22 protein-coding genes are annotated in these 26,609 nt (G+C 38.3%); 12 read left to right on the top strand and 10 right to left on the bottom strand.

What is annotated here, in order from left to right; genetic code table 11:
• The first annotated feature begins 6 nt into the window (after positions 1–6).
• From K322_RS0109445 to K322_RS0109430, 4 genes are all read left to right on the top strand, one after another.
• Complete coding sequence (locus tag K322_RS0109445; protein WP_026626675.1) at positions 7–945, top strand: bifunctional methionine sulfoxide reductase B/A protein; 939 nt, start codon at positions 7–9, stop codon at positions 943–945.
• Between the two features lie 273 nt (positions 946–1,218).
• On the top strand, positions 1,219–1,743 hold the full coding sequence (locus tag K322_RS0109440) for a DUF5606 family protein (protein ID WP_026626674.1): 525 nt from the start codon (positions 1,219–1,221) through the stop codon (positions 1,741–1,743).
• 151 nt (positions 1,744–1,894) lie between these two features.
• A complete protein-coding gene (locus tag K322_RS0109435; protein ID WP_026626673.1) occupies positions 1,895–2,239 on the top strand; it encodes an MGMT family protein in 345 nt (114 codons plus the stop codon).
• A gap of 3 nt (positions 2,240–2,242) precedes the next feature.
• Complete coding sequence (locus K322_RS0109430) at positions 2,243–2,677, top strand: Fur family transcriptional regulator (RefSeq protein ID WP_026626672.1); 435 nt, start codon at positions 2,243–2,245, stop codon at positions 2,675–2,677.
• On the opposite strand, the gene K322_RS0109425 is transcribed toward K322_RS0109430, so the two are convergent.
• The 7 genes from K322_RS0109425 to K322_RS0109395 all read right to left on the bottom strand — a co-directional run bounded on the left by K322_RS0109425 (position 2,667) and on the right by K322_RS0109395 (position 12,323).
• A complete protein-coding gene (locus K322_RS0109425) occupies positions 2,667–3,557 on the bottom strand; it encodes a DMT family transporter (protein WP_026626671.1) in 891 nt (296 codons plus the stop codon). The two genes, K322_RS0109430 and K322_RS0109425, sit on opposite strands and share 11 nt — an antisense overlap.
• A 59-nt stretch (positions 3,558–3,616) precedes the next feature.
• Positions 3,617–4,825, bottom strand: coding sequence for an ABC transporter permease (locus K322_RS0109420; RefSeq protein WP_026626670.1), 1,209 nt, complete (start codon positions 4,823–4,825; stop codon positions 3,617–3,619).
• A gap of 12 nt (positions 4,826–4,837) precedes the next feature.
• Entirely contained in the window at positions 4,838–6,007 is a 1,170-nt protein-coding gene (locus tag K322_RS0109415) for an ABC transporter permease (protein WP_026626669.1), read from the bottom strand.
• A 6-nt stretch (positions 6,008–6,013) separates the two neighbouring features.
• A complete protein-coding gene (locus K322_RS0109410) occupies positions 6,014–7,003 on the bottom strand; it encodes an HlyD family secretion protein (protein WP_026626668.1) in 990 nt (329 codons plus the stop codon).
• 188 nt (positions 7,004–7,191) lie between these two features.
• Positions 7,192–8,613: a TolC family protein gene (locus tag K322_RS0109405; protein WP_026626667.1), complete on the bottom strand. Its 1,422-nt coding sequence runs from the start codon at positions 8,611–8,613 to the stop codon at positions 7,192–7,194.
• Between the two features lie 181 nt (positions 8,614–8,794).
• On the bottom strand, positions 8,795–11,266 hold the full coding sequence (locus K322_RS0109400) for a bifunctional UDP-N-acetylmuramoyl-tripeptide:D-alanyl-D-alanine ligase/alanine racemase (protein ID WP_026626666.1): 2,472 nt from the start codon (positions 11,264–11,266) through the stop codon (positions 8,795–8,797).
• A gap of 70 nt (positions 11,267–11,336) precedes the next feature.
• The gene (locus K322_RS0109395; RefSeq protein WP_026626665.1) at positions 11,337–12,323 is read right to left on the bottom strand and encodes a GSCFA domain-containing protein; all 987 of its coding nucleotides are present in this window, start codon (positions 12,321–12,323) and stop codon (positions 11,337–11,339) included.
• A 146-nt stretch (positions 12,324–12,469) separates the two neighbouring features.
• Here K322_RS0109395 and K322_RS0109390 point away from each other — a divergent pair, with 146 nt between their 5' ends.
• Both K322_RS0109390 and K322_RS0109380 read left to right on the top strand, forming a co-directional pair.
• Positions 12,470–12,724: a hypothetical protein gene (locus K322_RS0109390; RefSeq protein WP_026626664.1), complete on the top strand. Its 255-nt coding sequence runs from the start codon at positions 12,470–12,472 to the stop codon at positions 12,722–12,724.
• 422 nt (positions 12,725–13,146) lie between these two features.
• Positions 13,147–15,000 (top strand): ABC transporter ATP-binding protein, encoded by a 1,854-nt coding sequence (locus tag K322_RS0109380; RefSeq protein ID WP_026626663.1) that lies wholly within the window; start codon positions 13,147–13,149, stop codon positions 14,998–15,000.
• Positions 15,001–15,041: 41 nt separating this feature from the next.
• On the opposite strand, the gene K322_RS0109375 is transcribed toward K322_RS0109380, so the two are convergent.
• Positions 15,042–15,905, bottom strand: a complete 864-nt coding sequence (locus tag K322_RS0109375; RefSeq protein WP_026626662.1) for a hypothetical protein — start codon at positions 15,903–15,905, stop codon at positions 15,042–15,044.
• A 172-nt stretch (positions 15,906–16,077) separates the two neighbouring features.
• On the opposite strand from K322_RS0109375, the gene trhO reads away from it, so the two are divergent.
• The 4 genes from trhO (at position 16,078) to xseA (ending at position 21,338) form a co-directional block, all read left to right on the top strand.
• On the top strand, positions 16,078–17,109 hold the full coding sequence (gene trhO, locus K322_RS0109370; RefSeq protein ID WP_026626661.1) for an oxygen-dependent tRNA uridine(34) hydroxylase TrhO: 1,032 nt from the start codon (positions 16,078–16,080) through the stop codon (positions 17,107–17,109).
• A 107-nt stretch (positions 17,110–17,216) separates the two neighbouring features.
• Complete coding sequence (locus tag K322_RS0109365; RefSeq protein ID WP_026626660.1) at positions 17,217–18,614, top strand: MltF family protein; 1,398 nt, start codon at positions 17,217–17,219, stop codon at positions 18,612–18,614.
• A gap of 112 nt (positions 18,615–18,726) precedes the next feature.
• Complete coding sequence (locus K322_RS0109360; RefSeq protein WP_026626659.1) at positions 18,727–20,100, top strand: S8 family peptidase; 1,374 nt, start codon at positions 18,727–18,729, stop codon at positions 20,098–20,100.
• Between the two features lie 2 nt (positions 20,101–20,102).
• On the top strand, positions 20,103–21,338 hold the full coding sequence (gene xseA / locus K322_RS0109355) for an exodeoxyribonuclease VII large subunit (protein WP_026626658.1): 1,236 nt from the start codon (positions 20,103–20,105) through the stop codon (positions 21,336–21,338).
• Positions 21,339–21,425: 87 nt separating this feature from the next.
• Here xseA and K322_RS0109350 read toward each other — a convergent pair whose 3' ends face one another.
• The gene (locus tag K322_RS0109350) at positions 21,426–22,871 is read right to left on the bottom strand and encodes a lipopolysaccharide biosynthesis protein (protein WP_035331791.1); all 1,446 of its coding nucleotides are present in this window, start codon (positions 22,869–22,871) and stop codon (positions 21,426–21,428) included.
• A 733-nt stretch (positions 22,872–23,604) separates the two neighbouring features.
• On the opposite strand from K322_RS0109350, the gene K322_RS0109345 reads away from it, so the two are divergent.
• Together K322_RS0109345 and K322_RS0109340 are read left to right on the top strand one after the other, a co-directional pair.
• Positions 23,605–24,486: an alpha-1,2-fucosyltransferase gene (locus K322_RS0109345; protein ID WP_026626656.1), complete on the top strand. Its 882-nt coding sequence runs from the start codon at positions 23,605–23,607 to the stop codon at positions 24,484–24,486.
• A gap of 105 nt (positions 24,487–24,591) precedes the next feature.
• Positions 24,592–25,602, top strand: coding sequence for a glycosyltransferase family 2 protein (locus K322_RS0109340; protein WP_026626655.1), 1,011 nt, complete (start codon positions 24,592–24,594; stop codon positions 25,600–25,602).
• Positions 25,603–25,618: 16 nt separating this feature from the next.
• Here the strand turns inward: K322_RS0109340 and K322_RS0109335 are convergent, their stop codons facing one another.
• Positions 25,619–26,575: a glycosyltransferase family 2 protein gene (locus K322_RS0109335; protein WP_026626654.1), complete on the bottom strand. Its 957-nt coding sequence runs from the start codon at positions 26,573–26,575 to the stop codon at positions 25,619–25,621.
• Positions 26,576–26,609 lie beyond the last annotated feature (34 nt).

Below are 26,609 nucleotides of genomic sequence, written 5' to 3'. Positions count from 1 at the left end.
CTAAAAATGAAAATTAAAATACTGGTTTATCTTTTATTTGCATTAAGCACAGGAACATCTTGTGCCCAGAAAACAGAAAATCCAAATCATAAATCAATGAAATATAACGATCTTACGCCCGAAGAAGAAAGGGTCATAGTACACAAAGGTACCGAATACCCGTATACAGGAGAATATGTAAACAACAAAAAAGAAGGTACATATGTCTGTAAACGCTGTGATGCCCCACTCTACAAATCATCCGACAAATTCGATTCTCAATGCGGATGGCCATCTTTCGATGATGAAATAAAAGGTGCAGTCAAACGGATTCCCGACGCTGATGGTATGCGAACCGAGATAGTCTGTGCCAACTGCGGTGCTCATCTCGGACATGTTTTCATCGGAGAAGGATTTACTCCGAAAAATACCCGGCATTGCGTTAATTCAATTTCTATGAAATTTATCCCCGAACAGAATAAAAACATCAGAAAAGCCTATTTTGCCTCGGGATGTTTTTGGGGTACCGAATACTACTTCATGAAAGCAAAAGGAGTAAAACACACCGCTGTCGGCTTTATGGGAGGACATGTAGACCATCCTACATACCGTCAGGTTTGTGAGAAAACAACCGGACACCTCGAGACCACAGAAGTAGAATATGATACTCGCAATATATCTTACGAAGATCTGGTGAAACTTTTCTTCGAGACCCATGATTTTACCCAGACCAACGGACAAGGACCTGATATCGGCCCTCAATACCTCTCATGCATATTTTACTCGACAAATGAAGAGAAATCTATTGCCGAAAAGTACATTTCAATACTTACCGATAAGGGATACAAAGTTGCGACTATGCTAAAACCGGCAGTCACCTTCTGGAAAGCTGAGGATTATCATCAGCAATATTATGAGCATAAAGGAGATAAGCCATACTGCCATGTTTACAAGAAGATATTTTAAGGCTGAGATTATAAACGGAAAAAAGCCTTTGATAATTTCTTCCGGGGCTTTTTTATATTTTATAGCATTTCAAAATTTTTATATTAAAACAATCACATTATTTTTGTGCACGGTTTAAAGGGCATAGTCCTTTTGCTTTTAGTTTCAGACTGCCGATTACACGTAATCTGATGATCGGTCAAGTTTGTAAGTGATTAAATTACAAGATATCATTAAATACTTTCGGTTGGTATGAAAATGGAGACCGAAAATTAAAAATTAAAAATAATATTTATGTTGAAAACTATTTTATCTGTATCGGGCAAACCTGGATTATTTAAATTAATATCCAATGCTAAGAATATGGTTATTGTTGAATCATTGGCAGATAAAAGAAGACTTCCTATCTATGCAAGAGATAAAGTCGTTTCTTTAGGAGATATTGCCATGTATACCGACGAAGGAGAAGTTCCTTTGAGCGAAGTACTAACTAAGATACAGACAAAAGAAAATGGAGGAAAATCATCTATCGTTCCAAATTCAAAACCGGAAGAACTAAGAAAATACTTCGCAGAAATCCTTCCTTCTTATGACAGAGACAGGGTATATGATTCTGACATAAAAAAGCTGTTAGCCTGGTATAATCTTCTTACTGAATCAGGAATTGCTTTCGCAGAAGAGGCTCAATCCGAAGAAGAACCTCAAGCTGAAGAAGTAAAGACTGAACCTGCCAAGGAAGAAAAAGAAGAAAAAGAGCCAAAGAAAAAAGCTGCTCCTAAAGCAAAAAAGGAGACTAAAAAAGACAAAGAAGACAAATAGTCTATTCTAAGAATAAGCTCAAATGACGCTGCTCCAAAAACGGGCAGCGTTTTTTCTTCCATAAAGATTTTTTATTGTAAATTTGAGAATAACGTACAAACTAAGCCTTTGATGGGATACACACCCCGAAAATATTAAGATACCATCAGACATGACAGAGAAGGAAAAGAAAGAGTTTACCGAAGCCGTTCACGAAATAGTAAGGATGATTCCTTACGGACGGGCAACGAGCTACAGCGCATTGGCAAAGGCATCGGGATATCCCAATATGTCTCGGATGGTTGGGCGAATCATGTCAAATTCCGATTCTGTCAATAACGATATTCCCGCATACAGGGTTGTAAATAGCCAGGGTGTATTATCCGGAAAAAAAGCATTCGGCAATTCCGATGAAATGGAACAACTCCTCGAAAAAGAAGGTGTCATTATCAAAAACGACCGTATTCAAAACTGGAAGCAGGTATTCTGGAATCCAATGGATGAAATAAAGCTATAACACATGGAACAACAATACATAACCCGACTCGAAGCACGGGGCATCAAACCCACAGCAGTAAGGCTGCTTATCTTTAAAGCGATGGCAGAACAGCATCAGGCTTTCAGCTTGTCGTCACTCGAGGAAACACTTGATACAGTAGATAAGTCAACGCTTTCGAGAACCATTACCCTTTTTCACAATCAACTGCTGATACATAGTATTGACGATGGATCAGGGTCGATGAAATATTCGGTATGCAGTCCCGACTGCCAATGCTCTATCAAAGACCTTCATGTTCACTTCAATTGCACAGAGTGTAAACAGACCTTTTGTCTCGAAAGCATATCTATACCCAAGGTACAATTACCCAATGGATTTATTCTCCAAAGTGTAAACTTTGTAATGAAAGGGCTTTGTGACAAATGCTCTTCAGGAAAATCACAGATCAGGATATAGCCTTATCTTTCTTTTTGCGTTCATACATGACATTAAACATCTGCAGAACAGTTGACAGCACAATAAGAGTCAACCCAAGATAAAAAGAATAATTAAGCTCTTTTGCTTCCCCGAAAAATGCCATGGCAAGAACTATACTGTATACCGGTTCCAGATTATAGCTTAAATTCACGGTAAAAGCAGAAATCGACTTGAGAGCCTGAATCTGTAAGATGTACAACAATATTGTACAGAACACACTGAACACCATCAAATAGATTATATTTTGCGTCGATGGGACAAGTGTATCTACCTGAAAATTGTATAAATACACAGGCAATATAACACTTAAGCAAATAAACCCTCCGACCATTTCATAGAAAAGCATTGTTGAAGAAGTATAATCCGCTCCTACCCTCTTGTTCATGATCGTAAATAAGGCAGCTAAAGCCGAAGAGATAACCCCCAGAATAATACCGCTCTGATAACGCATATCCAAGTTAAAGATCAGAATAATACCCGATAAGGTTATCAGGCTTAAAATAAGCTCTGTCACCGAAAATCTGCGATGATTGATAAAAGGCTCCAATATTGCTGTAAAAAAGCCCACCAGCGAAAAACAAATAACCCCTATTGATATATTAGAAGCCTTGATACTAGCATAGAAAAATACCCAGTGCATTGCAAGAAGAAATCCGACTCCGCCGATACGGATCATATCCTGTAAAGGAAGTAATCTGAATTTCTTCCAAATTTTAAGAAGAATAAACAGAAGCAGTGATGTGATCAACATGCGATACCACACCAACAATCCTTCATTGAGTGTGATCAGCTTACCGAATATACCGGTAAAACCCGCCAGAATAATAGATAAATGCAGCTTTATAAATGCCTGTTTCATGAAATAATATAATTACTATACAAAGATAGTATGGGGCTTTTATCCGATAGCCGATAATATCAGAATTTTGTAATCGAAGGATGCTTTCCTTTATACTTTGGATCGTAATTGTCTATCCACCAGTAATACATCATTGTGGCTAAGACACAGTACACAACAGCATGTATCCATAGCATTACGTACTGAAACCAGACATCGCTCAGAGAAGCACCCATAGTATTGATCTTTACAAAACCATGAATTCCGGGAGTAGAAGGAAGCAGATAGGCAATTGCCTTTAAAGGACCGGGAACTGCCGGCCAGGGCCACGATATACCCGACAAAAACAGAAACGGAACACTTGTAAATACAATAAGCAGCATAATAAACTCCCGCTGAGAAGAAAAATACGATAAGGTCATTGCAAAGAATGATGCTGCAAGTATATAGGGGAAAAGAAAAACTGCAATAGTTTCGGGGCTCCCGATCTGAGGAAGTCCGAACAGATACGGAACAACCCTCAGTACCCAAGCCGATGAAACAAAGTAAATCATACTGTAACAGAACCCTTTACCGATAGTCAGTTTCAACGGATGAATATCACGTCCCGAAAAAGTATGAGATGCCACGGTAAACCGTTTTTTATCGTTATGCGTACCAACCAGTGTACCGATACCCAACAACAGAGTTTGCTGGATAACCAATATAAGAATAGCGGGAACCAGAAAACTGGCAAACCCGTTAGATACATTATAAAACGGAACCCATTCATAATCGACGGCCTGCATAGTAGATTGGTCCTGCTCCTGCGTTCCGTATCCCATATCCTGAACCCTGATGCCTGCTCCCATTTCAAGAGAAACTTCGGTACAGGTAAGCATCATGGCCTTATAAAAAAGCATACTGCTCATATCAGAATACAGGATTACTGTAGTTTGCTTATTTGTATTGAGATCGGTACTGAAAGAAGAAGGGATAAGAATAATACCGTATACTTCTTTTTTCCTCATCATCTCACGGGCTTCTTCCATATTGGCTACATGCGCTACAACATTTACATCGGCAGCACCATCAACTTTTCGCGTAAACTCTCTCGACAAGGCCGAATTGGACTCATCAACCACTACAGCTTTCACTTCATGTACAACCTCATTATTGTACAGATAAGCATAAAGCACAGGGTATAATAATGGAACGATCACCAAAAGGAGAATAACCGCAGGATCACGAAAAACGACCTTTAGCTCGTTTATCCAAACATAATATATATCGAGAAATAATTTTTTCATAATCTTCAATCGTTATTCTTCATAAACATTCTCATAAAGAAATCTACGAATACGCCCCATAAGCAAAAGCCCTACCAGGAAGAATCCTAATAACGCCGCATAATGATAAGCCGAATACCCTAACGGAATTCCATTGAGAGCCTGATCCACATAAATTAGAAAAAAATGCCTCAACGGGAAGAGAAAGCTCAATCCGTACAGAATAGGACTCATAGCCATGGATGCAAATGAAAAGCCTGTTATCGAAAACGATATCATACCCAACAGGCTCGCCGAACTTAAAGCCAGGCGATAGTTGGGGAATACTGCCAAAAGTATAAGTCCGAAACCCTGAGCTGACAAAATAAGGCAGAGATATGCCGCACACATAGGCCAGAATCCCGAATGAAGTGGAAAATGGTTATAGCCGTACAATACCGACATAAAAAACAGCGATAAAATGAGAAACAGAGCCGTATAAGGCAACAGTTTACCGAAAACGGCTTTTACGATAGATCCTCCCGACAGATCTAGCAGTTGACGTCCTGTCCCCGATTTTACCTCCGACCCTAAAGCCGATATCGTAAACATAGCCAGAATCAGAAAAAGAATACCGGGAGTAAGCACATTGTTGAGATAAACAGAATAATTGAGCATCGGATTACCTATCACATGAGCTTCTATTGAGATCGGCTGTAACACAGGCATAAGCTCTCCTTGTGTATAGCCTTTTGCTTCTCCCATCTTCAACCCTACAGATGCAGATGCAAGAACGCTTATCATCTTCATATCCTGAAACAAGAGTGAACCCGAAATCAAGAAAGCGTTATTAGTATAAAACACTATTTTAGGACGATTGCCCGATACAGCATCTTTTGCAAAATCCTCCGGTATCGTAAAGATTCCGTATACTTCGGCACGTTCCATTGCTATACGGGCTTCTTTAAACGACAAGCTCTTAAATTTAATATCGGTTTTGGCAAAAGCATCCAACTGACGAACCAACGCACGTGAGGTAGACGAATTATCAAGATCGACAACAGCTACAGGTATTTTAGTCGGCAATCCGGCACTCATCATATACATAAGTATAGCGAATGTCAACAAAGGCGCAATAATCATCCCCCAGATACAGATCTTGGAAGATATTATCCGCTTACACTCACGAACGAAAACTACCCGAAAACCGGTTTGTAAACTCATCAGTCTTTAGCGTTTTATTATAATTGACATTCCCGGTAATACATCCGGTTGATCTTCGATAAAACGACCTCTTACCTCGAAAGTTTTCCGGTCATAACCTCCGGTTGTTTTAGTCGCCTTCCAGGCTGCATACGAACCGAGGTCTTTCATATAGTAAATTTTCAGTTTTACATCTTTATTCAGTGCCGGAACAAATGCTGATATTTCTCCTCCTACCTTAAAGTCGGCTAAAAGATCTTCACGAATATTAAAGGTACCCCATTTGTCCGATAAGTCCATCACATTCATCACGGGAGCCCCCGTTCCTACTAATTCTCCTACATTGGGGAAACGATCGGAAATACGCCCGTCAACCGGTGAAATCAGGTATGTTTCATTTATATAAGACCCTACCTCGGCAACAGCACCTTTTGCTTTGGCAACCATTGCAGCAGCAGCTTCTTTATCTTCTCTCTGCGCTCCGTTTACAGCCATGTCGTATTGATACTTAGCAGCTTTTTCGGTAGCCAGAGCAGCATTGTAGTTCGCTTCCGCCTCATCTCTTTTTTGAGCCGTAGTAACTCCTTTATCAAAGAGATTCTGTACACGATTAAATGACTTCTTGGCAATGTCGCTGCCCACAATTGCTTTCTGCCACATCTCGTAAGCCGATTTCAATTGCTCCGAACGGGTTCCCCTCTGAGCCTTTTCACTTTGAGCTGCAGCACCCTGTTCTGCGGCACTGGCCTGAGAGAGTTTTGCTACAATATCGGGAGCACTAAGTATAGCGAGAGTATCTCCTCGCTTTACATAATCACCCTCCTCTACAAAGAACTTCTCGATACGTCCCGGAACTTTACTCGATATACGAACTTCGGTTATATCGGCTTCGCCTTGCAAAGTGTTATCCTCCTGATTGAGGAAGAAAAAACCGTAAACAGCTGCTCCTATTATTACAGCGGCAAACCCAAGAATAGGAATTAGTTTAGAGCCCGATTTGTTATCTTGTGCACTCATATTTTTATTTTTTACATCATTTATTATCAGTTATTTAATATAAAAAAAGGTTACAAAGGTTACACGCTTTATGTACGCTTTTTGGATGCTACTTTTTTTCTTGTAACTCGTACTGCCCGCAGGGCAAAGCAACTTGTAACTTTCTTATAGATAAAAATCAGAAGAGGGTCATGACCCTGTCCCCAACCCTACTTATTCAGTAAATTACGTCCCAGAGCCTTATTCAGATATACCTTACATAACCGAATATCAATTTTCGAATCAATAAGCTCCGAATGAGCCGAAAGCCACGCTGTATGAGCAGCCAGCACATCTGAAGCAGGAATTACACCTTCTTCAAACCCCACTGTTGCATAGCGCAAGTTCTCATCAGCTTTCTCCATATTTTTCTCTGATGAGGTGTATTTTTTATAAGCCTCATTGAGTTTAAAATTTGTCTGATTTACCTGTAGTTCTATTTTCTCTTTAGCTTCGTCGAGCTTATACTCCTGAATCCGGGTTTCAGCTTTAGCCGCATTGTATTTCGATGAGCTCGACATGAAATTCAGTGGAACTTTCAGCGTAAGCCCCAAAGTCCACATTCCCCCGAATTTGGTATCAAATCCATCAAACGAACTCGGATTTGTATACAAATAACTGGCCATAAAAGCCAGATTAGGCATAAATTCCGATCGAGCAACCCGTTCTTTTCCTTTATAAATTTTTGTAGCCAATTCCAGACTTTTCAGCTCCGAGCGATTAACCAGAGCTTCTTCAACAGAAACCAGTTCGGGTGTATATAATTCGTTCGATACCGTTTCCCTATTGTTTTCGTCCGACAATTTCACGTTCTCATCAATCGATAGTCCACAAAGCTGATTCAGAGCCATACGGGAGAGAGCCAATCCGTTATCAACTTTAGTAAGTGTCATATCCGCTTCGTTGAGTTTTACAGCTACAGATAATACATCTGCTTTTGTCGCAACCCCTTCTTGCTCCATCGTTGAAATATCGGAATGCATCTTTTCTAATAAAGATTTGTATGACTCTGCCAGTTCTTTCTTATAGGCAAGGGATACAACCTGCCAATATCCGGCATCTACTTCGGTTATAATATCCTGTAACTTTGTATCTTTTTGTGCAGCTGCCAGAGCCTGCGAATTTTTCATTATATCGTTATAAGCAACGATTTTTCCGCCCATAAACAACGGCTGAATCAATGTAACACCTCCGACCCATACATTTTTGATATCCACTTCGCCGACACTGCGTATCTTATCCCGAATCTCGTCAGGAATAGGTATTTCTGTTCCGGCAGGTATAGGGATACCTAACGAACTCAAATCGGGCATAGTTATAGAGGACGGAATAGCTGATGAAGATATTAATTGAAGATTTTTCTGATTGCGGAGATAAGCTCCTATCATCGACACTTCGGGTAAATATTTAGAGAAAGCCTCTTTCTTATTATAGAAGGCGACACGCTCCTGCTCCGAAGCCATTTTCAGATTCTTATTGTTTTGTATGGCGAGATCCCGAACCTCGTCAAGATTCAAAATTCTTTGCCCCATCATAGGGGAAATACTTATTGAAACAAAAAGCAGAATACCCAGAAAATATCGTTTTTCCATAGAATGAGTGCTAAGCAAGGTCTCAGACCTTTTTTATTTATCTTCTTTATTTAATCACAAATATAGTTGTCGAAACAATTATATATTTATAGATTACATTATTTAACTAAAATAAATAACATACGGTCATACAATTTGTTCAGAATTGTATGACCGTATTATTAAGTGAAAATAGAATGACCTATTCCCTGAAATAAATCCTCTTAACCCTTGACGAAACCGAAGTCAGTATTTCGTAAGGAATCGTATTAATTGTTTTGGCTAATTCCGTCACAGGGAGATCATCCCCAAAGATAATAACCGACTCTCCCTCTTTTACATCCAGTCCGGTTACATCAACCATCGATAAATCCATACAGACATTGCCCACAAACGGAACAAGTTTATCTTTGATAAGCACATGTCCGGCTCCGTTTCCGAACTGACGGCTCAGCCCATCGGCATATCCGATACGCAGGGTTGCGATATCCGAATCGTGCTCGACTTTGCCTTTACGCCCGTAGCCAACCGTTTCTCCAGCTTTTATATGTTTAATCTGCAATATGGTAGTACGCAAAGTGCACACATTTCGTAAGCCCGAAAGTCCGCTTGCACTGATGCCATACTGACTGATACCTAACCGTACCATATCCATCTGCTCTTCAGGAAAGCGTTCCATTCCGGCTGAGTTGAGGATATGACGCCATACAGGATATCCCAATCCATCTTGAAGCATACCTGCCAGCTTTTTAAATATAGAAATCTGCTGTATAGTAAAATCATCAAAAGACCAGCTTTCGCTTGCCGCCAGATGAGAGAAGGTAGACACAACCCTTAATGCTTTTTGTGAAGTAAGCCGATCTACTAATCTGGGTAAATCTTCTTCGGTAAATCCTAAGCGGTGCATTCCTGTATCCATCTTAATATGGATGGGAAAATCCGAAATACCACGGCGTTGTGCTTCCCGTATAAAAGCATCCAATATTCTGAAATTATACACTTCGGGTTCAAGGTATGACTCGAAAAGCTGGTTGAATCCACCTACTTCAGGGTTTAAAACAATCACAGGAGTCTTTATACCCGATTTTCTCAATAAACTGCCTTCTTCGGCAATGGCAACTGCAAAATAATCACACTTGTGATACTGCAATATTTTAGCAACCTCAACAGAGCCCGAACCGTATGCATCGGCCTTAACCATACATATCATTTTAGTTTCGGGTTTCAAACGTGAACGGTAAAATTTGAAGTTATGCACCACAGCGTCCAGATTAATATCTAAGACCGTTTCGTGGGTTTTCTGTTCGATCAATTCGGCAATACGTTCAAATTCAAAACTGCGGGAACCTTTCAGTAATATGGTTTCGGCATGGAAATCGTTCCAAATACCCGATTCGATAAATTCTTCGGTCGTTTCGAAAAAAGCGTGAGGAATATTTTCGAATATTTGCTGCTGCTGCGAAATATGCTTACCAACACCGATGATCTTCTCGACATTAGCAGCTCTCGCCGAATCAAGAACCGAGCGGTACAAAGCCTCATCGGAATACCCCGACTGCAATATATCGGATAATATCAATGTTTTCTTTTGAGATTCCTCGGTTGCCTGCTGTCCAAGGAAAGAAAGGGCGATCTTTAACGAATTAATATCGGAGTTGTAAGTATCGTTTACAATAATATTCTGATTCTTTCCCTGACGCACATCCAGACGCATAGCTACCGGTTCGAGCTGACGCACTTTCTTTTGGATAATGTCGATAGAAGTGGTGAGATAAAGAGATACGGCTATAGCACTGGTTACGTTCTCGATAGAAGCATCGTCAACAAAAGGCAGTTCTATTGTAAATGGTAACCCCAGAAACGAGTATGTGATATACGAAACTGTTTCGGAACGGTCGATGCTCTGTATAAGCAGAGGGCTTGATGATCTCAGATTGTAAGACCATGTAAAACGCTTCTGAGAAAGGCAAGCAGACTGCATACATTCATCGAGCAGTTGATTTCCTTCTTCACAAATTATAACATCGCAATTGATAAATAATTCTAACTTTTCGAGGCATTTTTGTTTCAGATTCTGAAAGTTTTCCTGATGGGCATCTCCAATATTGGTGAATACTCCGATAGTAGGTTGGATAATACGCTGCAATTTAGCCATCTCGTTAGGCATAGAAATACCGGCTTCGAAAAGGCCTATCTCTGTATTTTCATTCAACTGCCAAACCGATAAAGGCACACCTATCTGCGAGTTATAACTACGGGGCGAACGAGTGATACGACGTTCGGAACCCAGCAGCTGATAAATCCATTCTTTTACGATAGTTTTTCCGTTACTTCCGGTAATAGCTATTATCGGTATTTTGAAATGGTCGCGATGAAATGTCGCTGCAGCCTGTAATGCCTGCAATGTGTTTTTTACTTGTAGGAAATTCACTGCCTGCAAATTGCTCCATTCTGGGGCAATTGTATCTACCACAAAGTTCCGAATACCGAGTTTATACAGCTCTTCGATGTATTTATGCCCGTCATTATTTTTCGTTTTCAGCGCAAAAAATAATGTTTCTTCAGGATTAAAAACTTCCCGGCTATCGGTCAGTAAATGACTGATCTTATAGTCAGGAAAAGCAATTTCTTTAATTTTTAGTGTTTTAGCTATATCCGCTATCTTGTATGCCATCTTCTTTTTAGAGTAAAAGCAATTTCTTAAATAATATATACAGGCTTTAAAGCCATTAGTTATCAAGTAGTTATTGACTGATTCTATTCTCCAACAACTCTATTTCGTTATAACAATCAAAGTAAGGATATTTCTCTCTGAAAGATTGGAGCTTTAACAAAGTTTGCCTTAAAAATTGTTGATGCTCCGGAGTATCCTCGTTAAAGGGACGGTGCAAAATTGCTCTATGGAGACTCTGCCATTGCGTATTAACCTGTTTAGTTATATCGTCAAAAAATGTATCTGCAAAAATACTCCAAATATATCGAATAGCCATATCATTCGGATGAATCATATCGTCCGAATAAAAGCGATAATCGCGAAGCTCATCAAGCACTATTTCGTAAGACGGGAAATAAAAAACTGCAGGAAAGGCCCGCTGCAATTCATCTATTGCCAATAACAATACCGACTTACTCAACTGATTGTTATGGACTCCATCTTTCCAGTGGCGTATAGGACTTACGGTAAATAAAATCTTTAAATCCGGATTCTTCGAAAGCAGAACCTCAATCAGATCTGTCCAGTCATTCACAATATCAGAAACAGACAAACGGAAGCGGTCAAAATCCGAAGCCGGAGATTTATGGCAATTTGCAACGATTGCTCCCGATTCCTTCAACCGATAAACATAAGACGTTCCGAAAGTTATCAGCAACACATCTGCTTCTCGTAAATCGGCTGATGCTTTTTGACAGACATTGTTGATTGATAGCAGAAAACGGTCTTCATCTATTTCGCTAAATACACTATGATGACTGTAAGACCGAAAAACGCCCTGCTGCTTAAAAATATCGGATCGGGTAAAAACTTTTTCATCCAGCAGAAAGCGCACGGATTGACTAATAGACGAAGGGTTGTATAAAACCCCAAATGGATTTACATTAACATCGAATTTATTTTCGAGCAAATATCTTCCGATATTTTCGGCAAAACACGAACCGAACATCAGCATTTTATCCTGATGCCCGACAGTCAAACCGGAACGTGGTATATCTATCTTTTTTCTGAATTCCATATATTAAGGTCTCAGACCTATTTTATTACCACCCAAATATAAGAGTAATAATTAGCTATAACTAAGCACAAAGGTAAATAAGTTTCTAATCCCAGAATAAAACAAAAGACTATATTTGTAGATAAACCAATTAACACTCATGAATTATGAAAACGGATATCTACACTAAAATTGTACTGACGGTGATTGCTATTTTCCTAGCTCTTAATTTCTTTAAAGAAGTAAATATTATACCCACCGCCAAAGCTGATACTACGGCAACAGCTGCTGCTCCTATGCCAAATGCGATACAAAGTGCGCCTGTGGATGTGAATATTACGCATATAGATGGAAGAAGTCTATCTGATTATTACGAATACACAGCGATACCTGTTACAATATCTAAAAACTTCGACAAATAGCCATTAGATTTTTTTCTTTTTATCTATACTTAAAAACGATGGAAGAAAAGAAGAAAAAAAGATTCGTTATAGAAATTAACGGAGTGAAAGAATCAACCGAAAATGTAGAGAAACTGTCAGATGCACTGATTTGGTTAAAGTAGAGTCCTACACATGGCAGGGCTTATATCTGTAGTCCATAAATCAACTTTTCGCAAACAAATGTTAAAATAAAAATTTATTACCACCCTTATATCTGATCAAAATACACCGGCTTTCGTTAAACAATATTTATCACTAACTTGCGCTTTCGTTTTTGCGAAGGCATTAGTTTCATATTAAAGAAATGAAAGCATTTAATGATATATTTTCAAGACTTAACAAGTTTATATTGTTATACTTGCCAAAGTAATAAATAGGTCTACGACCAGACAAGTAACCAGATGAAAGAATTTATAAAAGTTTTAAGGCGGTTCGTCCCCCCCTACAATAAGCAGCTGATCCTCAGCTTTGTATTCAATATACTATCAGCTTTGATGAATGTAGTTTCATTCAGTCTTATTATTCCTATTCTGAATATTTTATTCAAACTCGACGACGAAGTGTATCATTATATGCCGTGGATCAACGCAGATGCCGTGACCTTCATGCAGAAAATGGAAAGTATAGGATCGGTTCTAAAAAATAACTTCTACTATTATTCAGCTCATTTTATCGATCAATACGGAGCATCTACTGTCTTATTTTGGCTATCTGTGGCTTTAGTTATACTTACTTTTATCAAAACGGGAGTTTATTACCTGAGTTCATATTACCTGATTCCTATCCGCACTGGTGTTGTGAGGGATATCCGAAACCAGATCAATGATAAAATACTGGCATTACCTCTGTCATTCTTCTCCGAAGAACGCAAAGGAGATATTATAGCCCGTATGACAGGAGATGTAGGAGAGGTCGAAAACTCAATAATGAGTTCTCTCGATATGCTATTCAAAAATCCGATACTTATTCTGGTTTACTTCACCACTATGCTCGTTGTGAGCTGGCAGCTGACCATTTTTGTATTGATTCTCCTTCCTCTGTCGGGATTTGTCATGGGGAGGGTTAGCAAAACACTTAAACGCAGATCGACCGAAGCCCAGAATAAATGGGGCGAATTGATGGCTCAGATCGAAGAAACCCTAAGCGGATTGCGCATCATAAAAGCATTCAATGCCGAGCAGAAAGTTTCAGATCGTTTTTATAACGGAGGGAACGAGCTTCGCAAAATGTCAAACAAAATAGCCCGTCGTCAGCAGCTTGCACATCCTATGAGCGAATTTCTGGGAACCGCTACTATAGCTGTGGTATTGTGGTACGGAGGAACTCTTATTCTTGGTAACGATGCGTCTATTACGGCTTCGAGCTTTATGTTTTATCTGGTTATGTTTTACAGTATAATCAATCCGGCGAAAGAATTCTCGAAATCGGCCTATGCTATCCAGAAAGGGTTGGCATCTATGGAACGAATCGATAAGATACTTGATGCAAAAAGCGATATTAATGACCCCGAAAATCCGGTTAAATTATCCTTTAATTCGAGTATAGAATACAAAAACGTTTGGTTTAAGTACAAAAACAACTGGGTACTCCAAGATATCAATCTGACTATCCCCAAAGGAAAAACGATTGCTCTGGTAGGTCAGTCAGGTTCGGGAAAATCAACAATGGTTGATCTTCTCCCCCGTTTTTATGATGTCAACGAAGGTCAGATAACCATCGACGGAACGGATATCCGTAATGCACGCATTATGGATTTACGAGGACTGATGGGCAATGTAAATCAGGAAGCCATCTTATTCAATGATACATTCTTCAACAACATAGCTTTCGGAGTTGAAAACCCGACTATGGAAGAAGTGGAAGAAGCTGCCAAGGTAGCCAATGCACATGATTTTATCGCAGCAACCGAAAACGGGTATGATACTAATATCGGAGACAGGGGAGGCAAACTGTCGGGAGGGCAACGCCAACGGTTGAGCATAGCCCGTGCCGTACTGAAAAATCCTCAGATACTGATTCTCGATGAAGCGACATCTGCTCTCGATACCGAATCAGAACGATTAGTACAGGAAGCTCTCGAGAACCTGATGCGTAACCGTACTACTATTGTTATTGCTCACCGTTTATCGACAATAAAAAGTGCTGACGAAATTTGCGTGATGCACGAAGGGCGTATTGTAGAAAGAGGTGAACACGACGAATTATACGATCTGAACGGATATTACCGTAAATTGTGTGATATGCAGAATTTCTAAGGTATCAGACCTTTTTATTAATTAATAATTTACAGAGCCTGTTATTTTACAGGTTCGGCGTGCAGGTAATACTTATCAACATAAATGGCATCCTGACGGTACAGCAATACTACATTTGTTTTACCAACTATCCATAAGTATCTGGGAACATCCGAATCGTATTTAACACGGAATTTCTCTTTGCAGACAACTGCAAGTCGCTCGTTATTATCGATATAAGACAATGCCGGTTTTCCATACAATTCAGAAATATAATCGATTATATTTTTCTCCTGACGTTGGTCTGTATATTTGCTCAAAAGTTTATCGTCTTTAGCAATCTTATCCTCAGGATAAAAATAGATATTTGCACACAATGTATCACTTTTAACTGTTCGAGCAACTCCCAAATAAAACTCCGAATCAAATACATTATTTATAATCTGTGTTCCAAATATCTCTTTAAAATCATCCCATTTTATATTGAGAAAGTCGTACTTTTTATTGATATCTACATTAACTATTGTTGTATCAGCCAAAACTACCTTATTATCCTTATATCCAATCAATATCGACTGGTATTTACCTTTATAGTAAAAGCAGTTTCCCCACGACGAAGTCAAATGTGTATTATTAGAATTCTGTTCAAATATTTTCTTCCTCCCGTCCACTTCGGGTACATTCCATACGAGAGAGTCATAAGACTGTACTAGATCATACATAGAAGTTTCTTGCTGAAAGTCAATTGTAAACTGTATGTTTTCGAACATTTTGCCCTCCTGTGTTGAGACCGTAAGTGATAATGGAACAATTGTTTCGGTTTCATTACCGTTATTTTCCTCTTCTTCATTTGTACCTGTAATATTATCTTCCGAACATGAGAAGAATAACATCGGAATAGTAAAGGCTATGATTAGTTTTTTCATAATATCGAGAGTGTTTATGGATTGGAATTAACTGCAAATATAAAAAATTTCAATAACTGATAGACAGGTATATACAATCTTTTTATCCTTTCTTTGTTACGGGAATACGGTTCCCTTTAATTATTTAATTTATCAAAATAATAAAATAGGTCTGAGACCTAAATTGTATAATATGCAACTGTACAATGTAATGAGTGCCGACGAAAGGGCAAAACTGATAGATGAAGCCGGCAAAAAAAGACTTACGCTCTCTTTTTATGCATATGCACATATCGAAGATCCCAAAATTTTCAGAGACGACCTGTTTCTTAACTGGAATAGTCTGGATGTGTTAGGACGGATATACGTTGCCCATGAGGGTATAAACGCACAGCTTTCTCTTCCTGCCGAAAATTTATCTGCATTCAAAAATTATCTCGACACTTACCCATTCATGAGGGATATCAGACTGAATATAGCAGTAGAGCAAGACAATAAGTCTTTTTTGAAACTGACAATCAAAATTCGCGAGAAGATATTAGCTGACGGTCTCAATGATGAAACTTTCGATGTTACAGCCATCGGCACACATCTTAAGGCTAATGAATTTAATAAGTTGATGGAAGATCCCGACACTATCGTTTTGGATATGCGTAATCATTACGAAAGCGAGATAGGACATTTCGAAGGTGCTGTTACTCCTGATGTAACGACATTCAGAGAATCACTGCCCATTATCCACGACATGCTGAAAGACCATAAAGAAGACAAAAACCTATTGATGTACTGCACGGGTGGTATCCGCTGCGAAAAAGCCAGTGCTTATTTCAAGCATCAGGGATTTAAAAATGTATATCAACTCGAAGGAGGAATTATAGAATACACGCGACAGGTAAAAGCCGAAGATCTGCAAAGTAAATTTATCGGAAAAAACTTTGTATTTGACAACCGCTTAGGTGAACGTATTACCGACGATGTCATTGCACACTGCCATCAGTGCGGCAAACCTTGTGATACACATACCAATTGTGCGAACGAAGCATGCCATCTGCTATTTATACAATGCCCCGAATGTGCAAAAAAAATGCACGGATGCTGCAGCAATGAGTGTAAGGATATTGTAATGCTCCCGACCGACATACAAAAGAAACTGAGGAAAGGAAAGCGCAACGATACAATGATATACCAAAAGGGAAAATCGGATAAACTTATCATATCCAAATAGAGAGACCTGGTATTTAATAGAATCTCTACTGTTACAGAATGAAGTAACAGTAGAGATTTTTTTTATATTTGCTATAAAATAGGTCTGCGACCTTAATAAAACGACATATGAGTAAATTACCTATCCTTGCCGTTATCCTGATCATGCTCGGAGCATGCGCAGAGAAAAAAAAACAAGCCTACGATTTTCAGCAGATTAAAGAGAAAGGAGAATTAACGATCATCACGATGAGCAGCTCCACTTCGTACTTTATCTACAAAGACGAAGCAATGGGATATGATTACGATCTGGCCAAAGAGTTTTGCGATCGTCATGGCCTGAAATTAAAGGTAAAAGTAGCGGAAAATTCGACCAAATTGCTCGAAATGCTCGAACAAGGGGAAGGTGACCTTATAGCAGGAGCAGTACCCGTACAGAGCAGTCTTAAAGATTCTATTATTTATTGCGGACTGGAACAGGTATCTCATCAGGTTTTAGTGCAACGTACAGGGGTAAGAGATTCAATGATAACAGATGTAACCCAGCTCATAGGCAAAGAGGTATATGTAAAACACAATACAAAGTACCACCAACGGCTTCAGAACCTTGATATGGAACTGGGCAATGGTATTATAATAAAAGACGTTGAAAAGGACACAATAACCGTAGAAGACCTTATCGGCATGGTTGCCCAACATGAAATAGATTATACGGTAGCCGATGAATACATTGCCAAGTTAAATAAGACTTATTACCGGAATATCGACATATCACTGCCCCTCAGCTTCGAGCAACGTTCATCGTGGGCAGTACGTAAAGATGCTCCGCAATTAGCAGATTCGCTGAATGTATGGTTTGCACAAAACAGCCGTAAACCAATCTATAAAGATATCCTGAAAAAGTATTTCGAATTGAGCAAAATGCCCGATGTCGAGTACGAAATACCAAAAGACCTTCCCAAAGGATTTATTACTCCTTTTGATCCATTGTTTAAAAAATATTCTGCTGTAGCCGGATACGACTGGTTTTTATTGGCGTCGATCGCTTATCAGGAATCTCGTTTCAAGACCAATCTATCGTCATGGGCCGGAGCTATCGGACTCATGGGATTGATGCCGCGAACGGCTGCTTCTTTTGGCGCAACAGGCAATCAGCTAGTAAATCCCGAGATAAACATCAAGGTCGGAGCCGGATTGATTGCCCGTCTGGATGATATCTTCAAACGGGTATCCGATCCGCAACAGCGAATCAAATTTATACTGGCTGCATACAACGGTGGAAACGGACATATTGCAGATGCTCAGGCATTAGCCCGTAAATACGGAGCAAACCCGTATGTATGGGATGGGAATGTAGAGAAATACATCGAACTGAAAAGCAAGCCTGAATATTATACCGACTCAGTGTGCAAGAACGGATATCTGCGTGGATCGGAGGTAGTGAAATATGTAAAACAAGTAGAAAAGAACTGGAGCAAGTTTAAATCAATGCATAAGAATAAAAATAAACACGGAGGTAAGGGGTAATTCCTCTGTAAAAGTATTATTTTTAAGGTCTCAGACCTTTGTTTACTTGTCAATAAGTCCACTCGTTAACTGTATTATACATCATTAAGATACTTACTATTACTTACAATCAATGCTTAGAACAATTATATTCTTTATAGTTTCAATCATTTCATTCTATTCTTCTGCGACAGATGGATATATATTCAGATTACAGTTAAAAGACAAGCCTGAATCGAAAGACCTGATTGCAAATCCTCAAAAATATCTTTCTCAGAAAGCGTTGGATCGCAGAGAACGTCAGAATATAGAAATAGATACAACAGACGTACCGATATCTGCTGCTTATTGCGGTGAAATCGAGAATCTAGGATACAAAATAGTAGCTAAAAGCAAATGGATGAATACAGTGAGCGTATATTGCACAGACAGCCTTCAGGTGGAGATTCTAAAAAATCTGCAGTTTGTTGATAACGCCTTATTCGTATGGAAAAGCGATACTACAGTAAACATGGAAAGCTCTCCTTTGAAACGAATAAAAGAACCTGAACCCAAAGCCGAAAATCAATACGGTTATGGATACGACCAGATAAAGATGCTGAACGGTCAATATCTCCATGAAAAGGGGTATAAAGGCAAAGGGATGGATATTGCCATTATTGATGCCGGTTATCAAAATTTAAAAGATATACTACTGTTGGACAATGTGTTTATAAGAGGTATAAAAGATTTTGTTTACAATGGAATAAATATCCTTAAAAGCAGTACACACGGATTGAATGTCTTATCAATATTGGGATCAAACCGCCCGAACATCTATATAGGAACAGCTCCCGAAGCAAAATACTGGCTGCTGAAGTCGGAAGACGGACGTTCGGAATATCCCATCGAAGAAGATTACTGGATAGCCGCAGCCGAATATGCAGACAGCGTAGGCGTTGATCTCATAAACACATCGCTGGGATATACTAAATTCAATGCTTTAGCTCAAAGTTACAGTCAATCTCAATTGGATGGAAAAACAGCCTTTATCAGCAAAGCGGCAAAAATAGCAACCCGAAAAGGTATATTTGTTGTTATAAGTGCAGGGAATGAAGGTTCTAAAACATGGAGGAGTATTTCAGCTCCGGCTGATGTCGACGATGTGCTTACCGTAGGTTCTGTCCGCAGAGACTCTACCCTATCCTATTTCAGTTCGGTTGGTCCTACGGCAGACGAACGGATTAAGCCGGATGTAGTAGCTTTAGGCGATAAAATCAATATAATAGGTGAAGACGGCAATGTTACTTACAATAGCGGAACGTCTTTCTCTGGTCCTGTCATGTGCGGCATGGCGGCGTGCTTGTGGCAAGCCTATCCCCGATTGACTAATATTCAGTTACTGGATATAATCCGTCGATCATGCGACAGATTTGAAAAGCCGAATAATTCGTATGGTTATGGCATTCCCGATATGGAAAAAGCGATGCTGCTGGCCAAAGAATTACAAACTGATAATTTACAATAAGCATGGAACTGCCTGCACTATCATTATATGAACTGAATAATCTGGTAAGAGGTGTTATTGCCGATACTTTCAGTCAAAGATTCTGGATAAGAGCCGAAATGAGCGATGTCCGGAGTAATCAGAATGGACATTGTTATCTCGAATTCATCGAGAAAGACTCAAATAACAAAACGATAATCGCAAAGGCCAGAGGAAGTATCTGGTCGAATGTATTCCGTATGCTGAAAGCCTATTTCGAATCTGAGACAGGACAGGCTTTTGCATCCGGACTTAAAGTACTGGTGCAGGTAAGTATCGAATTTCATGAGCTATATGGATACAGCCTTAATGTACATGATATAGATCCTTCCTATACTTTGGGTGATCAGGCTAAAAACAGAACTTTGATTATCAAACAACTCGAAGAGGAAGGGGTATTAGACCTCAATAAAGAACTGCCTTTGGCTAAAATAGCCAATCGGATAGCCGTTATATCTTCACCGACAGCCGCCGGATACGAGGATTTTTGTAATCAGCTGACTAACAATAAAGACGGGTTTATATTCTACAATAAGCTGTTTCCGGCAATAATGCAAGGCGATCGTACCGAACAATCTATTATTGCTGCATTAGACAGAATATACGAAAACATCGATAAATTCGATGCTGTCGTAATTATTCGCGGTGGAGGTGCAACCTCTGATCTGAGTAGTTTCGACTCATATCTGCTCGCTGCTAACTGCGCCCAATTCCCTCTGCCTATAATTACAGGTATCGGACACGAACGAGACGACACAGTTCTCGATATCGTAGCGCATACCAGAGCTAAAACACCGACTGCTGTAGCTGAATTTCTGATAAAGCATATTTACGAATCCGCATCCGAATTAATCGATATCCAAGACAGCATTATCTTCGAAACAAATAAAAGATTGATTGAAGAAGCTACAATCTTAAATACATTGGTGACCAAGTATTCGTACATAATCAAAGACCGGACAAAAGATCAGCTAAATAAACTAGATATCATATCAGAGAAGATTAAGAATGCAGCAATAAGAGTTTTACAGGATCAGAAACATATTCTCGAATCGAAAGAGCAATATATAGAACATAATTCTCCTGAGAATATTCTGAAAAAGGGGTATACCCTAACTTTATCCGGTAAAAAGATAATAAAAAGTAAAGCAGGTGTAAAAAAGGGAGATAATATCGTAACCCGTTTTGCAGATGGAGAAGTCAAGTCTTTAGTTAAATAAATAACTGAAAGTACTAATGACCTATTTTAAAGGAATAATCTGCTCTTCCGGTTATGCTTACAAAGTCAACAACAGGTATCTGACACCTTAACGGATTGTTTTCTTTCGACGGGCAATTTGCATCATTTCATCGAGAACTTTAGACCCCAGCAGCTTTAGAATAATCAGATAGGCACAACCTCCTACAATAAGCTGAGTCAATAATAAAATAAGATTATTGGAGATTACCGATCCTAAGAAATAAGTCGGACAGAATGTAATAATTGCAATAAAACCATAGGGAAGAATATCCTTCATAACTTCCCACATGGAGTATTTAATACACCTGCCCGCAATGTAATAAGCTACGAGAAACGACAGAATAGCAATACAGCTCGTACCCAAAACAACTCCGTTTACCCCAAATCTGACAGTATAAATAATGACCAATAGTGTGAGGATATTACGGAATAACTCTACAGAAAGCAGCATTCCCGACTTCCCGACTGACTGTAGCAAGGATGATAATAAATAGAACAAAGGCAACACAGAACTCCCTATAACTAAGAGCCTTAAAATAGGCACAACTCCTATCCATTTTTCTTTGAAAGCAACCAAAACAATCGATTCTGCCGAGATTATAGTGAAAACAGCTATCGGAAAACAAAGAAAGCAGACAACACGTACTATCTTTCGGAAAACTTTTCGTTTAGCATCAATATCATCACCTAGTTTGCTCAATAGAGGGAAAGCTACTGATTGCAAACTGGAAGCAATCATTCCCTGAGGAAGATTACCCAGCTTGGTTGCCTGATTGTAATTACCAAGATCAGACATCGAGAATTTCTTACCGATCACGATAGAAGAAATATTTACTGCCACCTGATTGAATAAAGAATTCAGAAGAAGCTTACTACTGTATCCGGTCATAGATTTCAACCCGTCAAAGCAAAAAGATGCTGAAGGAGTCCATCTGATAGAGATCCATAAAAATACAGATCTAAGTAAAGTCTGTAATACCTGCTGTGCCGCCAAACTCCATACACCATATCCGTAATATGCCATAATCACAGCCACCCCTCCCGATATTAAAGTTGAGGCTAATGATATACGGGTATTCTTACGAAATGCCATCTGGCGAACCAAATGCACATATTGGACGACACTAAACCCGTTGAAAACGAATGAAAGAAATAAAAACCTCGATAAATCCGATAAAATAGGCTGTTTATAAAAATCTGCGATGTAAGGAGCGAAAAAAAACAGTATAATATAACAAACTATACTGATCGAGATATTGAAATAAAAGACGGTTGAATAATCCTTTTCCGAAACTTCCTGTTTACGAATCAATGCAGAAGAAAATCCACTCTCCTGTAGAATATTAGCAACAGCTATAAATATGGCTAAAGCTCCAAGTAATCCCAATTCTCCGGGGCTTAATAAACGGGCAAGAACAATGGCAAACACAAATTGAAAAATCTGCTGCCCGCCTTTTTCCATAAAGCTCCAGAATAGAGCCGAAACCGTTTGTTCTTTAAGGGTCTTTGCCATTATCTCCAAGTAAAGGATTTATCTTATCAAACTCCAAAGGTAGTAAATCGGAAAAACATACGAACGAACATCTTTTCTTATATTTATCTATATAGAAAAAAGAAGACATTTTTCAGGCATATCTTTCCACAGATCAAGCTTTATTTCTCATAACATATTCGAAACAAATAAATAAAAAACCGAATATAATATTTGCAATAAGTATATATAAATTATACTATTAAAAAATCTACAATACAAAATATTAAAAATAAAAATCATAAAAATTAATTATATCTACTATAAAAATGTATCCAGTAATATATATCAATATTATTTTACATATTAATTAAGTTTTAATAGAATTAAATATTGAAAATAAATATCTGATAAAATGAATATTAAATTATATAGTAATCTATAAGAAAATAATATCAATAATAATTTAACATTTTAATAGATATTGAGAAAAGACAAAACAACAGCATATAGATCTAAAAAGAGAAATAATCAAGATAAAAAAGAAAATAAGTAGAGCTTATAAATAAAATAAATTATCCAAAATAAAAATTATAATAAAAAATATAGACATTTAATAGCAATAGATTGAAACTATAATAAAGCATCAATTATAGATATCAATATTAATTAAATTATTTACTATAAACATCTATTTATGATATACAAAACCATACTTACATATAATAAATTTTTCTTACTAACTTTGAGCAAAGAACCAATAGAAAAGCGATAAATGATAAGAGTTATTTTATCGGGAGGACTGGGCAATCAGATGTTTCAATATGCAGCAGGACGGGCATTAAGCCTCAAATTGCAGTCCGAATTGTATGTTGACACCTTTCTGCTCCGAAAAAAGACCAAAACAACTGTAAGAAATTTCGAACTGAAAGTTTTCAATATAGAAGTCATAGAAAATAATCCTCTGAAAAACAAATTGATAACTAAAAGTTTTTTCTTTTTAAACAAATACGGATTAAAAAAACTTATTTTCGGATTATTCGGTATATTCCGCGATAAAAAGGCTCAAAACTTCGATCAGCGTTTCAATAATATAGATAGGAATATTACTCTATTCGGATATTTTCAGAATGAAAACTACTTTAAGGCGATTTCTGCCAATTTAAGGGAGGACTTTCGATTCATTAGCCCTCTCCTCGGTGAAAACGCTGATATTGCAAATAAAATAGGTTCTACAGCTTCTGTATCGATACATATAAGAAGAGGTGATTATCTGAATCCGAATGTAAACCTCTACTTATTAAACATCGAATATTACCGGAGAGCAATATCTTATATTCAGGAAAAGATTACAGATCCTGTTTTTTATATTTTCTCAGATGATATTAATTGGGTAAAAAAAAATCTGGATCTTTCACAATCACCACATATTTTTATCGATTGGAACACCGGAAATCGTAGTTTCCTTGATATGCAGTTGATGAGCCTTTGCCAACATAATATTATTGCAAACAGTTCTTTCAGTTGGTGGGGTGCATGGCTCAACTGTAATCCGGATAAAATAGTCATTGCGCCGGGCACATGGTACAAAAACGAAACAGCAGCAGACTATCCTATTGGTTTTATTCCTGAAAAATGGGTAATTTTAGAAACTTAAGGTCTCAGACCTATCAATTGCTTTGGCAGGTAAAACAGCCAAAGCCTGTTATAAACTAAAAGCATATCATTAAATACTTACTACTACTAATTTAAAATAGAAACAATGCCCAAAATATCCGTTATACTGCCGGTTTACAATGCTTCGCTTTTTTTAAAAAAGGCGATAGACAGTATTATAAACCAAACTTATACGGATTGGGAATTGATCATTGTCAATGACGGATCGACTGATAACAGCGAAGATATAATAGTTAATTACTCCGATAACCGTATTAAATACTCCAGAAACGAAGTAAATTCGGGTCTTATCGCAACCCTCAACAAAGCAATAGCATTATGCTCCGGTAAATATATCGCCCGCATGGATGCGGATGACATTTCATTGGCCTCACGTTTCGAAAGTCAGTTAAGCTTCCTCGAACAAAATACGGAATATGCCATGTGCGGAACATTTGCCCGAATAATAGACCAAGAGGATAAGATAACAGGAAAGATAGTCCATGTAACAGACAATGATTATCTGAAAGTTAATATGCTCTTTTCCGTTCCATTCGTCCATCCGAGCATAATGATTAGAAAAGACATCCTCGAAACCGAACTGTTTGATAAAGAATACCTCCATGCGGAAGATTTTGATCTTTGGACAAGAATAGCCCGAAAACACAAAGTGGCTAACATTCCCGAGTTCTTATTAAAGTATAGATGGCATAACTCGAATGTATCGGTAACAAATTCGAAAAAACAAGAAGAAGTAAAAAATCAAATAATAATAAGAGAACTCAATTTATTAGGATTATCACCGGATGAAAATGAGCTTTTTCTTCACAAAGTCAGCTTTTCTCAGTTTGATGCAAAAAACAAAGAGGAAGAAAAGAAGTCTTTCGATGATTTTAACGGGCTTGAAGAATGGTTCTCAAAAATTATCAAAGCAAATAAGACGAACCAGCTATACAATAATAACGCTTTGATCGAATTTCTCTGGAGCCGGTGGGTTATAGTCTGCATTATGCAAAATAGATTGACTAAAATAGTAAAACCGAAGTTTGTGCCGTATAATATCGTTATCTGGATAAAGACTTTAAAGCTGTTGGCGTTTCTTTCGAAAAAGAAATAATCTCAAAAATTTAAGATCAATGCAATTTGCGAGACACCTTCTTTGCAAGATTATCACCAAGTATAGCATAAAACATACGATGCAAACGGCTTTTCTTGAATGTATTGATATTATATCCCAGTTTCTTCACATCATTAGCAGCCTCCCGATTGTAAAAGTCACTCTTGAAACGGGTCAGATATTGCATGTAAAAATTAACAGCCGCAGATCTTACTCTTTTGCTATCTTCAAGAGCAATCATCTCCTTAACCATGATACGGGTTGCCGTTAATTGCGATTTCACCGCCTTATCCGACACCTGCTTACTCAAACTCTGAGGCGTATTCCGATAAAAGACAGCACCCTGAGGGCAGAAGTAAACAGCACTTGATCTTGCGACTACACGAAAGAAATATTCGCCATCATCATTCAGGGAAAGCTGTTCATTCCATCGTCCGGTTTCAGCGATCAAATCTCGATGAACAAGCCAGATACTCGACTGAACGATATTCCTTTCGCAGCAAATATCAATCAAAAAATCCAACGGCTTATTATAACCATTAGTAGATACCTGTTTATGGGGTATCATCAATGAAGACATCAAATCTCCCTCGAAAAGAATGATTCCCGATGTTATCACAGCCTTTTTATCGTTAATCGACTTAAATAAGTGCACCTGCGACTCTATCTTATTATAAGATAACAGGTCATCGGCATCAAGATATTGTATCAAGTCTCCGGAGGATTGTTCAAAAGCAAAATTACGGGCAGCACTTGCCCCCTTATTTTCCTGTCTGAATACCTTTACTACGTCTGACTGGTAAGCCTGTACAATTTCATACGATTTATCGGTGGAACCGTCATCCACAACAATTACTTCAATATCAGAATATGTCTGTTTTAATACATTATCTATTGTTGCCGAAATATATTCTTCAGCATTATACATTGGTATCAAAACAGACACTTTCATGGTATTATTTTTATCTTTCAAAATATGTCATTAAATAACAGCAAGTATTTAATGA

The sequence above is a fragment of the Indolivaga capnocytophagoides DSM 22835 genome (assembly GCF_000426485.1).
Taxonomy (GTDB): domain Bacteria; phylum Bacteroidota; class Bacteroidia; order Bacteroidales; family Dysgonomonadaceae; genus Dysgonomonas_A; species Dysgonomonas_A capnocytophagoides.
This window is presented reverse-complemented; position numbering and strand designations above follow the sequence as displayed.

Bases quoted from the DNA above. Each gene is read 5' to 3' on its own strand.
- K322_RS0109350 (WP_035331791.1), bottom strand. From the start codon at position 22,871: ATGGCAAAGACCCTTAAAGAACAAACGGTTTCGGCTCTATTCTGGAGC.
- K322_RS0109410 (WP_026626668.1), bottom strand. From the start codon at position 7,003: ATGAGTGCACAAGATAACAAATCGGGCTCTAAACTAATTCCTATTCTT.
- K322_RS0109365 (WP_026626660.1), top strand. From the start codon at position 17,217: ATGAGTAAATTACCTATCCTTGCCGTTATCCTGATCATGCTCGGAGCA.
- K322_RS0109435 (WP_026626673.1), top strand. From the start codon at position 1,895: ATGACAGAGAAGGAAAAGAAAGAGTTTACCGAAGCCGTTCACGAAATA.
- K322_RS0109440 (WP_026626674.1), top strand. From the start codon at position 1,219: ATGTTGAAAACTATTTTATCTGTATCGGGCAAACCTGGATTATTTAAA.
- K322_RS0109405 (WP_026626667.1), bottom strand. From the start codon at position 8,613: ATGGAAAAACGATATTTTCTGGGTATTCTGCTTTTTGTTTCAATAAGT.
- K322_RS0109395 (WP_026626665.1), bottom strand. From the start codon at position 12,323: ATGGAATTCAGAAAAAAGATAGATATACCACGTTCCGGTTTGACTGTC.
- trhO (WP_026626661.1), top strand. From the start codon at position 16,078: ATGCAACTGTACAATGTAATGAGTGCCGACGAAAGGGCAAAACTGATA.
- K322_RS0109430 (WP_026626672.1), top strand. From the start codon at position 2,243: ATGGAACAACAATACATAACCCGACTCGAAGCACGGGGCATCAAACCC.
- K322_RS0109425 (WP_026626671.1), bottom strand. From the start codon at position 3,557: ATGAAACAGGCATTTATAAAGCTGCATTTATCTATTATTCTGGCGGGT.
- K322_RS0109360 (WP_026626659.1), top strand. From the start codon at position 18,727: ATGCTTAGAACAATTATATTCTTTATAGTTTCAATCATTTCATTCTAT.
- K322_RS0109445 (WP_026626675.1), top strand. From the start codon at position 7: ATGAAAATTAAAATACTGGTTTATCTTTTATTTGCATTAAGCACAGGA.
- K322_RS0109375 (WP_026626662.1), bottom strand. From the start codon at position 15,905: ATGAAAAAACTAATCATAGCCTTTACTATTCCGATGTTATTCTTCTCA.
- xseA (WP_026626658.1), top strand. From the start codon at position 20,103: ATGGAACTGCCTGCACTATCATTATATGAACTGAATAATCTGGTAAGA.
- K322_RS0109345 (WP_026626656.1), top strand. From the start codon at position 23,605: ATGATAAGAGTTATTTTATCGGGAGGACTGGGCAATCAGATGTTTCAA.
- K322_RS0109420 (WP_026626670.1), bottom strand. From the start codon at position 4,825: ATGAAAAAATTATTTCTCGATATATATTATGTTTGGATAAACGAGCTA.
- K322_RS0109340 (WP_026626655.1), top strand. From the start codon at position 24,592: ATGCCCAAAATATCCGTTATACTGCCGGTTTACAATGCTTCGCTTTTT.
- K322_RS0109390 (WP_026626664.1), top strand. From the start codon at position 12,470: ATGAAAACGGATATCTACACTAAAATTGTACTGACGGTGATTGCTATT.
- K322_RS0109380 (WP_026626663.1), top strand. From the start codon at position 13,147: ATGAAAGAATTTATAAAAGTTTTAAGGCGGTTCGTCCCCCCCTACAAT.
- K322_RS0109415 (WP_026626669.1), bottom strand. From the start codon at position 6,007: ATGAGTTTACAAACCGGTTTTCGGGTAGTTTTCGTTCGTGAGTGTAAG.
- K322_RS0109400 (WP_026626666.1), bottom strand. From the start codon at position 11,266: ATGGCATACAAGATAGCGGATATAGCTAAAACACTAAAAATTAAAGAA.